This window comes from Clostridium cavendishii DSM 21758, assembly GCF_900141845.1.
In the GTDB taxonomy this organism is placed as follows: domain Bacteria; phylum Bacillota; class Clostridia; order Clostridiales; family Clostridiaceae; genus Clostridium_AG; species Clostridium_AG cavendishii.
The window spans coordinates 17,874-29,459 of record NZ_FQZB01000027.1 but is presented as its reverse complement, the minus strand read 5'-3'; the positions used below and the strand labels follow the sequence as shown (position 1 = coordinate 29,459).

Genomic DNA, 11,586 nt, shown 5'->3' with positions numbered 1-11,586 from the left:
CCATCTTATAGCGGATTGCTCCTTTGATCAGTCTACCATGCGATAATCTGATGTTATGCGGTATTAATCTTCCTTTCGGAAGGCTATCCCCCTCTATAAGGCAGGTTGCCCACGTGTTACTCACCCGTCCGCCGCTAGCTTCATCCCCGAAGGGAATCTGCTCGCTCGACTTGCATGTGTTAAGCACGCCGCCAGCGTTCGTCCTGAGCCAGGATCAAACTCTCAATTTAAAGTTTGTAGCTCATTACTGTTGTATGTCTTATGATTTAAATCATAAAGAATTGCTGGTCATATATTTTCTTGCTCTGTTTAATTTTCAAAGACCAAATTTCATTTGTCATCTTCCGACGACTTTTACTATGTTACCACCATCATCCTTCTTTGTCAACATTTATTTAAGTTATTCTTTCAAACTTAATTTCTTGTTTCAAAGCTTGTCCGTTTAGGCGATGAACTAATAATATCATACACTCTACTACAGAAAATATATTTAAATTCTATATAATGAAACTAGTATAGATCTTTATACTAGTTTCGACTTTTTTCAGCATTTTACTACTATTGATACACTAGGTTAAGTTTTATACTTTATTTCTATTATCAATAGCAATTTCATCTGAAATTATACACTCCGCTGTTTCTATAGCACCATCTTTCAAACTTATTATATGTGTTCCATACTCAGCTGATTCTAATGAATGTGTTACATTAACAATAGTTAATCCCTTTTCTATGTTTATTTTTTTAAATAATTTCATTATTTCTGTTCCTGTTTTAGAATCTAAGTTTCCTATTGGTTCATCTGCTAAAATAAGCTTAGGATTGTTTATTAATGCCCTTGCTATAGCAACTCTTTGTTGTTGTCCACCTGATAGCTCTCTTGGTTTTGCTTTACTTTTGTGACCTAATTCTATTATATCTAATAATTCTTTTACTTCTTTTCTATGATTTTGAGGTTTTTCTCCATCTAATAATAGTGGCATAAGTATGTTATCTTCAACTGATAAGTTTTGAACCAAGTTATAAAATTGAAATACAAATCCTAATTCTTTACGTCTAAGCTTACTCATCTTTTTATCGCTTAACTTCTGAATATTATTTCCGTTTATTAAAACTTCTCCACTAGTTGGTTTGTCTAATCCTCCTAAAAGATATAATAAAGTACTCTTTCCACAACCTGATGGTCCCATTATAGAAACAAATTCTCCTTTTAATATATCTAAACATATATTTTTTAATATAACTGTTTTTTCTTCACCAGTATCATAAGCTTTATACAGATTTCTTACTTCAACTATTTTATTCATTAAAATTCACCTTCGCTATTCGTATTTTATTTCTTGAACTATAGCTATATTTTTTGCCTTTATTAATGGCACTAAAGAAGATATTATCATTAATAAAGCTCCGACCATACCCAATATTAAAATTTGATTTATTGGTATCTTTATATTTAAATAAGTATCTAATCCTAAAGTTATTTCTGGAACAAATATAGATAAGCAATATCCTATAATAACTCCAAATACACCACCAACTAATCCAGCAAATACACCTTCTATTAATATCATTTTTCCCCTTTGATATTTACTCATTCCTATAGATGCTAATACAGCAAGCTCTCTTTTTCTTTCTAAAAAACTTACCATAAGGTTATTTATCATTCCAAATGCTCCAATTATTAACGCCATAGTTGAAAAACTTTGAAGGGTATTCATAAGATCCGCATTCTTGCTAATGTTAACTTTTTCCTCTTCTGCCTTTGTAGTTACTACTACATTTAGTTCATTTAATTGATCTGTAACTTCATTTTTTAAGTTTTCTTCACTACCTACACCTTTTATATATATATGATTAGGCTGACTTTGCTCAACATCTTCTATAAAAAACTTCTGAGATATTAAACAAACTCTTTGATTTGAACTTATTTCTGATTTTATAAACCCAACTACCTTATAATCAACAAAACTGTCTTTTAACTTTATATTGATTATATCTCCTATTTTATATTTATACTTATTTTTAAAAAGGTCAGATAATACTATTGTTCTCTCATTTTCAAGCTTATTTAAAGTATCTATTTTATTAACTTCTCCATTATCGCCTAATATTTTGAAATCCTTATAAAAACTTGTGTACTTATCTGTGTTAATGCCTTGAAGGTATCCTAATCTAAAATTTTTATTTTTTACTTCTACTTCATTCTTATAATAATTTTCATAATAATTTTCTATATCTTTTATTGATTCTATACTTTTTATAACCTTATCACCATTTCTACTATTTATATTATTCACACTTACCTTATAATCCTGTCCCTTAAAAGAGTTTTCAACCATTTCTCTTACACTATAGGATGAAGTATGTACAACAATAACAGCCCCAAGTCCTAATCCTAAAATTATTATATTTTGAATGAGATTTTTAGTTGTAGCCATATTGTGTATAGCTAACGCTCCCTCATTACCAGCTATTAATCTTATGAACTCTTTTAATATAAAACTTAATATTTTTACTATATAAGGTATTATAAAAGCTGCTCCTACTAAAATCATGAATGGACATAGTATTGTATATATTACACTTCCTATGTATCTGTTATTTATATAATAAATATATGGAGCTACAATAAATAGTAATCCCACAAATAATCTTATTATTTTATCATTATCTGTGCTTTTAAATGTTGCCAAAACTATATCTTTTATTTCTATTTTACCTATTTTGACTATAGGTATTAATGCACTAAAGAAACTAAGCATTATCCCTATAACAAATGTTATTAATATATACTTTAGGTCTATACTTATTACTGTCTTAATCCCTTGTTGCTTATATGGGTTAGCCGTATCCGTTATAAGATATAAAAGTGGAATTCCTATTAAATTTCCTAATACTCCACCAATTACTCCATATATTAAACTTTCTAATAATAAAATTAAATCTGTCATTTGCTTGTTAGCACCTATGCTTCTAAAAGTTCCTATAACAGCCATGCGTTCTAATACTATTACTTTGAAAGAAGAATATATTATAAAAACAGCCATAAGTACTACTACCGCAAGCATAACATAAAATGGTATCATAAATTGATTAACAGCATCTTCTAATACCTTTTTATCAATAGTTTCTGATACAGCGAAGTCTTTATATTTTAAAGCTAGGTCCTCTTTTAACTTCTTGGTATCCTTTCCGTCCTCCTTTGTTAGTAATACAGTCGTTATATTATCATTCATATTAAGAGTTTTACTTATACCTTCTAAATCCCCTATTATTGTAATAACCCCTGGTTTTTCCTCAAAAAAGCCTTTATCCAGAGCTATTGAAACAATTTTAAATTTTTTATTTTCTCCATTTACTTTTAAATTTAAATTGTCATTTATATTTAAATCTAAATCCGTTGCAGTTTTATTTGATATTATTATCTCGTTACCTTCTAGTGATTCTAAATTCTTTGAATTGCTATCTTCTTTATATGTTATTTTGTTTATCTTATCTATTTCAGTTAAATTTGTAGCAATAATATTAACATTAAAATAAGTTTTATCCTTTTTATAAGATGATGATATATTTAATATTTTAGCTTTATGCTTTGCTGATATTTCATCTACATTTTCCTTCCTCAAAAATGGCGAAGTTGAATTTTCTTTTTTAGTTATAACTATATCTGCATTTCCGAACTGCGCTTTATATTTTCCTATAACCATATTTTTAAAGGATTTTGAAATCCCTAGTGATGCAAAACAAAGCGAAGTCGCTATAGCTATCGCAAATAAAATCAAAGCTGTTCTTAGTTTTTTTTCACTTATATTGTTCCATAAAAATTTCATTATTATATTCAAATCTTTCACCCACTTATAATGTAAAATTTTGCTTAACATTAATTTTATCATAGCTTTACTACTCATTAAAGATATATACTATTATATAGAGGTGATTTTTTATGAGTATTGAAAGACTAACAGAAATAATTAAAAACTCTAATAACATCGTATTTTTTGGTGGTGCTGGAGTATCTACAGAATCAAATATTCCTGATTTTAGATCAGCAAATGGTCTTTATAATGAGAACGCCAATAAGAAGTTTTCTCCTGAACAAATTCTATCCCATAGTTATTTCATGAGATATACTGAAAATTTTTATAAATTCTATAGAGATAAAATGATTTATAAAGATGCTAAACCAAATAAAGCACACCTAGCTTTAAGTGAATTAGAAAAACTAGGTAAACTCAAAGCCGTTATAACCCAAAATATAGACGGACTTCACCAAATGGCTGGTAGCAAAGAAGTTCTTGAGCTTCATGGTTCGATTCATAGAAATACCTGTATGAATTGTGGTAAACATTTTGATTTAAATTACATTTTATCTTCTGACTCTATAATTCCTAAATGTGACGCTTGTAATTCTACTGTTAAACCAGATGTAGTCCTTTATGAGGAAGGCTTAGATGATGATGTAATAAGAAACACAGTCGATTATATTTCTAAAGCCGACATTCTAATTATAGGTGGTACATCATTAGTTGTTTATCCAGCTGCTGGACTTATAAGATATTTTAGAGGTAAGCATCTAATTTTAATCAACAAATCATCCACCCCTTATGATAATGAAGCAGATTTAGTTATTAATGATTCTATAGGAAATGTTTTAAATGCTTGCTATGAAGCATTACAATAATTCACAAGAATAAAATATTATACCAAAATATAGGATTATATTTTAATTAATATAACTAATATTTTGGTTATTAATATGTGTACTTTTTAAGGAGGAATCAATGATTATACTATCAATCAAAATACTATTAATAGCAATACTTGCAGGAACCTTAGGTGCTATCTTAGGTTTAGGGGGAGGTATTATTATAACACCTGCCTTAACTTTATTATTTGGACTTGATATAAAGCATGCTATAGGAGCTAGCATAATATCTGTAATTTGTACTTCTAGTGGTTCTGCTATTGCTTATATAAAAGATAAAATAACAAACGTGCGTATAGGTATGTTTTTAGAAATAGCAACTACCACCGGAGCTGTTACAGGTGCTTTCATCGGTGGTTTATTAAATACATCTATGTTATTTTTTATTTTTGGTCTACTTATGCTTTATTCAACTATCTCCATGTTTAAAAAACGTAATTCGGAAATACCTGAAAATGTACCAAATGACCCTTTAGCTATAAAGTATAACTTAAATGGTGAATATTATGATAAAGCTCTTGGAAAACAAATTGATTACAATGTAGATAACGTTAAAGGCGCTTTTGGCGTTATGTATGGTGCTGGAATAATTTCAGGTCTTTTAGGCATAGGTAGTGGAAGCTTTAAAGTTATGGCAATGGATGTTTTTATGAAACTTCCTCTTAAAGTTTCTAGTGCTACAAGTAATTTTATGATGGGAGTTACTGCTGCTGCTAGTGCTGGTGTATTTTTCTTTAGAGGTGATATCGATCCTAAAATTGCTGCGCCAGTAGCTTTAGGCGTACTAATAGGTGCAACTATTGGTACTAGAATTATGCAAAGGTTAAAAAGTAAAACTATAAGAAAAATATTTATACCTATATTAGGTTATCTATCAATTCAAATGCTTTTAAAAGGATTGGGGTGGTAAACATATGAGAAATTCTGAAATTGAAGAAGTTGAATTATTTATAAGCAAAGCTCTTAGAGTTGGTGTTCTTATAAGTGCTATTTTCATAATAATAGGTTTATCTATGTTTTTAATTACTGGTAATAGCGGATATGAAGGTGATTATTTTCCTACTTCTATAATTGAAGTGTTTAGCGGTGTAGTGACTCTTAAAGCATATTCTATTATAAGCTTAGGCCTATTAATTTTAATATTTACACCTATCTTTAGGGTAGCCATATCTATCTTAGTTTTTATAAAAGCTAAAGATTATTTATATGTAAAAATAACCTCAATAGTTCTAACTATTCTTATAATTAGTTTAATTATTGGTAAAGCACTATAATAAATATTAGCTCCTATAAATATACTTAATATATAGTAATATTTATAGGAGTATTTTTTATGAAATTCGCTGTATTTTTAATAATATTATTAATTTTAGCTTGCGTTGCTATGTTCTTTTACCTAAATAACCAATTAATTGATTCAAAATCTCAGTATCTATCTTTGAACAGACAATATATTAATCTGAGAGAAAAATATTTAAAAGTTTCTAAAACACCCGCTAACATTTCTATACTATATAAAATACCTTCTAATGCTTACGGAACTACTAAAGATAATACAAACGTGTATTTAGTACCATTAATTAGTTTACCCTTGTTACTAAATTTACCTACTAAAACTAAGGTTAATATAATTGATGAAGCTGAATGTGATAATGAAATATGGTATTATGTTTTATTTCCTAATGAATCTAATATAAATTCAAAAGGATGGATAAAAAAGAGTGACTTTATAGAAGTGATTCCTGCTTTAAAAAAAGAAAATTAGCCAATGTAAACTGGCTAATTTTTTATTTTTATCCCCTATATTTATATTATAAGAATCCTATTCTACATCCTTCCACTTTATATTAAAGCTTATATTCCAAACTACCACGTCAGCTCCTAAAAGTATTACGGCATATATCAATCTATATAATATATTTCCTTTAATTACTATATGTATGCCGAAAAATATACCTAATAACAAAAGTGTTACCAAACTTGGTAATAATAACTTGCCACTATCAGAAGTTGCAAACTTAACTGTGAATGGCAATGTCTTATTTGCAAGCTTAAAATATAATAAAGCTAAAAATATTAACACAAAAAACATTATTACTATATCTAAGCTTATAGTCACACCATTAATCAATAAAAATATAATACTTTCAACAATGTATAAAGGTATTATTAACTTACATAATGTTGCCTTTATAGCTCCTTTAAACAAAGCACCTGGTGTCTCTATTGGAAGTGCCTTGTATATCCATGCACCTTTATAGCTATCACTATTACTTATAAAAGCTGTACAGAAACAAAGTAAAAGAATTGTACAATACATAGATAAATGAGAATATCCACCCATACTCCCTCTTATTGAAGTTATAAAATTTTGTCCTTTTTCAATTCTTGGAAATATAAAAAATAATGGCATAAATACAGCCATAGCTAATGAAGGATAAATCTTAAGCTTTAAACTTCTCTCACTATCTATCATATTCTGGGTAAATTTAAACATAGCTTTTTCTATATTATCAACGCAAATTATATTTGCTATAAAATCTTGTCTCTTATTTTTCCCTCTTGATATTGAGTTTCCATTATCATTTAATTTTTGAAGACTTTTTTCAAAATATGGGACTACTATTTTTAAATAAAAAATTATAAGAATTACTGGCGCTACTATAAGTAATATTAATAGCACAAAAATTATAGGTTGTTTGTATCCATCCATGAAAAATCCAAAAGGGGCAGAAAACCACATTGATGGCAATAAAACATGCCAAGGTTTCGCTACATATTCTGTTCTTGATATAATACCGATATCAAATATCCTATTCATAAATTGATATCCAAATGCAAATATAAATGCTAAAAAAATTTGAAAGTAGTTTATTATATCCTTAAGTTTCTCACCATCAAAAAAATTTAATACAATTGTATAAACCATAGCTGTTAGAGCAATTACTACTGCTGCCATTATAAATATTTCTATAAAAAGTATTAAAAAAAATACAATACCATATCTTATAGTTCCTATAACTAATGGTATAACTGAAAATGATACTGATAATCCCATTAAATATAAAAATATATGAGTAACTTTAGCAGCATTAAATGTTTTATTACTTATAGGTTTAGGTAATAATATATTTTTTTCTTTTACATCTAATAATACAGCAGAAAAATCTGATATCATAAGTGAAACTAACATGAACAAAGTTATACCTATAACTATATTGGTAGCCATCATTACTGGTATATTTCTTATAATTGTAGCCATTGCTATAAAGAAACTTATAAACATATTAAAGGCTAATAGCATTAAATAGTTATTTTTATCTTTAGTTTCATCCTGTTTCTTATTTTTTCCCATTACAGAGCTTACTCTTCTACCATCCATAGTAAGCTTTAACTGAAGTATTTTTCTCATTATGTTATAATCAACACCAGCTTTTTCATAAAAGGTTTTGAATAAGTCTACAAGTTTGAGAATCTTAAAATCTTTCATATCTTACACCTCTTCAACTAGCGATACGAAATCTTTTGCTATAGACGTATGTTCATTAAAGCCAGTTAACTGATTAAATATTTCTTCCAATGAGCCTTCCTTTTGGTTATTCTTCAATTCCTCAAAACTACCATCTGCTACTATTTGCCCATCATTTAAAAGAAGAATCCTGTCACTTACCTTTTCAACTACATCCATTATATGTGATGAATAAAATATTGTTTTACCTTCTTTCGCAAGACTATCCATTATCTCCTTAAATACCATAACGCTATTTGCATCAAGGCCACTTAATGGCTCATCAAAAAATAATATGTCTGGGTTATGAATTAAGCTACATATTATTAAAAGTTTTTGTTTCATCCCCTTTGAATAAGACGATATTCTTGATTTAAATGCATCCTTTATACCAAATAAATCCATAAGTTTTTCGGCCTTTGTCATAAGTTTATTTTCTTCGATTCCATATACGCCACCAATGAAAGATATATATTCATAAGCTGTTAAATTCTCATATATATCTGCTAATTCTGGTACATAACCTATTTTCTTTTTATACTCAACACCTCCAGTTGAAATATCCTTTCCTAATATCTCAACTGTTCCAGTATATCCAGATAATATTCCTAACATTATTTTTATAGTTGTACTCTTACCAGCCCCATTAGCACCTATATAGCCTATAATTTGTCCCCTTGGTATTTCTAAATTGATTCCTTTAAGTACTTTTTTATTTCCATAGCTCATCTCTAAATTTTTAATCGATATTATACTTTCTTTGTTTTCCATAATTTCACCCTTCATAAAATAATATTTATAATTTAAATACTTTATCTACTTCATTTAATAAACTATACTTAGTTAAGTCAAAATATAATGGAGTTAAAGTGACATATCCTTGTGAAATATAATGAACATCGCTATTTTCATCACTGCATTCTTCTCTACTACCTTTTATTTTATATATTTCCTCATTCTCTTCATTTTTTTCTATAAATATATACTTAGTATCATAAAGCCCTTTATCTATTTTACAGACCTTAAAACCTTTTATATCCTCTTTTTTACACATAGGTATATTTAAATTAAGAACTACATCATTCTTTAAGTATTCTTTCTCAACTATATTTAAAACTCTTTTCACATAATCTACAGCTAAACCATAATCTTCCTCTACATTTTCTTCTTCAAAATCAACTTGTAAGGATACAGCCATCGCTGGTATTTTATATAGTGCTGCTTCCATAGCTGCTGATACTGTACCTGAATATAATACATCTATACCTGTATTTAATCCTTTGTTTATTCCGGATATAACCATATCATACTTTTTATCTAGCAATTTAATCCCAACTTGAGTACAATCTGCTGGTGTACCCAATACACTATAACATTTACAATTTAATCCTTCTATTTTTTCTTCTCTAACTCTTATAGGCTCATGCAAACTTATAGAATGTGAACATGCACTTTTTTGAGTTCTCGGAGCTACTAAAGTTACTTCATGCTTTTTAGAAAGCTCCTTTGCAAGTTCTAATATTCCTCTTGCATTTATTCCATCATCGTTAGTTATTAATAGATCCATAAGCGACCTCCCTTTAAATTCATATTTACATTTTACCATTCAGATATGTAAAATTATAGCATATTACTTTTGCATTACATATATTTAAATTAAATTTATCATTTTAAGTAGTCGGACATTATAAAAATCTTCTTATTAAAAATCATTTTTTATATTATATATTACAATTTTAAATCTAAATTTATATCAATACATTCATTGAAGATAAAATAAAAGAGTTTAAAACTAATATTCAAAAATTAGTTTTAAACTCTTAAAATTATCTAACGATCAAGTTTAGTACCATACACATCAGTAGATACCTTTTCTTTTGATATTTCCTTACCACCTTGTTTTGTTATGAAATAAGAATTTACTTGAACTTTATTATTTCCTATATCATGCAATCCTTCAGCTACTAACTCATAAGTTTTATCACCTTTTTCAGATGTATCCCCATAAATATTAAAAATAACTTTTTTATCTTGTATATAACTTTCTATATATATTGGGGCCTTATATGTATTTTTAAACTTATAATCTAATGAGCCATAATAAACAGTAGCATCTAGGCCATAATCTGAATAACTTGTTCCAAATGAATGATTGTATCTTTCTGTTGATCTTATACCTGCGTCCATAATAGCTCTATATATTGTAGTTGATATCTGACATATTCCACCGCCAACTTCATCCACTAATTTTGTGCCTTTAAATACACCACCTACGCCAAATCCATTTTGCTTTGTTCTTTCACCTACTGTGTCATTAAAGCTGAAAACTTCATCTGGTGCAACTACTGTACCATTAAGTTTATTTGTACCTACTCTTAAAGTTTGCTCTCTTCCAGATGTCTGTCCTGGTGGAAAATTAGTACTAAAAGTTCCTATAATACCATTTATTTTAGATAAATCATCTCTTGTCACCTTAGGCTTCTGATCTTCCATTGGTACTTCTACAGTTATTTCTTCTGAAAGCTTACCATTTATAGAATCATTAATAAGCTTTGACATTTTCTCATCATTTATTTTTCTTCCATTAACACCATCAGTAATATTTTTATTACCATTATTTATTGTTAACTTTGCATTTACTGGCGCTTTATTCGCTTTAACCTTTAGCTTCTCTTCAAAAGTCTTTTCTTTCTCTTTACTATAAGTAAAATCTAATTTTATATCCTTTACTATTCCTTTTTTTATTTTACTATTTTGAGAGTACATATTTCCGTCTTTACCTAGACTAATAGCTTCTTTTATAGCTTTTTCTATATCATACTTAGGATCTAAGTCAGAGTATTTAATATCTATAGAGGTTTCTCCTGCTTTAGCAACTAACTTTTTATTTAAAATCTTATCACTAAATTCCTTTTTCAAAATATCCTCTGCTTCCTTTTTATTCTTCCCTTCTAAGTTGATACCCTCAACCTTTACTCCTGGATATATCTTATCGCTCCAAAGCTTGACATTATTATTTACATTTATCGAATATATTCCTAATACACTCAATATAACAAATATTACAACTCCAAGAATAACTTTCTTTTTATTTAAACCTTTTTTGTTCTTCCTACTCATTTCCCGTCCCCCGTCTAATATAAACTAAATATTGTTATCCATATTCAATTATACACCTTTTTATAGATAATTTCTTCATTATTAGAATTTTCTCTAAATTTATTTTTAGTATATTCTATATTGAATATACTAAAAATTTGTCGAAAAATTTATATATATTTTTGCATTTTTTCTCTTGTAAACCTTTAACCGGATGCTATAATAATTATTAAATACATATAAATTAACATTTTTTCTCCATTTACATACTTCA

At 27.9% G+C, this 11,586-nt stretch carries 10 protein-coding genes and 1 rRNA gene; 4 read left to right on the top strand and 7 right to left on the bottom strand.

All coding sequences use genetic code 11. The features are described from left to right. The 3 genes from BUB01_RS21870 to BUB01_RS21860 form a co-directional block, all read right to left on the bottom strand. Positions 1-230 (bottom strand): 16S ribosomal RNA (locus BUB01_RS21870); the annotation flags it as partial. A 351-nt stretch (positions 231-581) separates the two neighbouring features. Then, the gene (locus BUB01_RS21865; RefSeq protein ID WP_072993678.1) at positions 582-1,307 is read right to left on the bottom strand and encodes an ABC transporter ATP-binding protein; all 726 of its coding nucleotides are present in this window, start codon (positions 1,305-1,307) and stop codon (positions 582-584) included. Between the two features lie 15 nt (positions 1,308-1,322). Next, a complete protein-coding gene (locus BUB01_RS21860) occupies positions 1,323-3,842 on the bottom strand; it encodes an ABC transporter permease (RefSeq protein ID WP_072993681.1) in 2,520 nt (839 codons plus the stop codon). A gap of 101 nt (positions 3,843-3,943) precedes the next feature. Between BUB01_RS21860 and BUB01_RS21855 the strand changes: the two genes are divergently transcribed. The 4 genes from BUB01_RS21855 to BUB01_RS21840 all read left to right on the top strand — a co-directional run bounded on the left by BUB01_RS21855 (position 3,944) and on the right by BUB01_RS21840 (position 6,470). Further along, entirely contained in the window at positions 3,944-4,681 is a 738-nt protein-coding gene (locus BUB01_RS21855; protein WP_072993675.1) for an NAD-dependent protein deacylase, read from the top strand. Positions 4,682-4,781: 100 nt separating this feature from the next. Then, complete coding sequence (locus BUB01_RS21850; RefSeq protein ID WP_072993672.1) at positions 4,782-5,615, top strand: sulfite exporter TauE/SafE family protein; 834 nt, start codon at positions 4,782-4,784, stop codon at positions 5,613-5,615. Positions 5,616-5,619: 4 nt separating this feature from the next. After that, positions 5,620-5,979, top strand: coding sequence for a DUF1634 domain-containing protein (locus BUB01_RS21845; RefSeq protein ID WP_072993669.1), 360 nt, complete (start codon positions 5,620-5,622; stop codon positions 5,977-5,979). 59 nt (positions 5,980-6,038) lie between these two features. Continuing rightward, on the top strand, positions 6,039-6,470 hold the full coding sequence (locus BUB01_RS21840; RefSeq protein ID WP_072993666.1) for a hypothetical protein: 432 nt from the start codon (positions 6,039-6,041) through the stop codon (positions 6,468-6,470). Positions 6,471-6,527: 57 nt separating this feature from the next. On the opposite strand, the gene BUB01_RS21835 is transcribed toward BUB01_RS21840, so the two are convergent. From BUB01_RS21835 to BUB01_RS21820, 4 genes are all read right to left on the bottom strand, one after another. Then, positions 6,528-8,195, bottom strand: coding sequence for a hypothetical protein (locus BUB01_RS21835; RefSeq protein WP_072993663.1), 1,668 nt, complete (start codon positions 8,193-8,195; stop codon positions 6,528-6,530). Positions 8,196-8,198: 3 nt separating this feature from the next. Continuing rightward, positions 8,199-8,987: an ABC transporter ATP-binding protein gene (locus BUB01_RS21830; protein ID WP_423231133.1), complete on the bottom strand. Its 789-nt coding sequence runs from the start codon at positions 8,985-8,987 to the stop codon at positions 8,199-8,201. A 22-nt stretch (positions 8,988-9,009) separates the two neighbouring features. Next, entirely contained in the window at positions 9,010-9,780 is a 771-nt protein-coding gene (surE, locus tag BUB01_RS21825) for a 5'/3'-nucleotidase SurE (protein WP_072993657.1), read from the bottom strand. 263 nt (positions 9,781-10,043) lie between these two features. Next, positions 10,044-11,333 (bottom strand): VanW family protein, encoded by a 1,290-nt coding sequence (locus BUB01_RS21820; RefSeq protein WP_072993653.1) that lies wholly within the window; start codon positions 11,331-11,333, stop codon positions 10,044-10,046. Positions 11,334-11,586 lie beyond the last annotated feature (253 nt).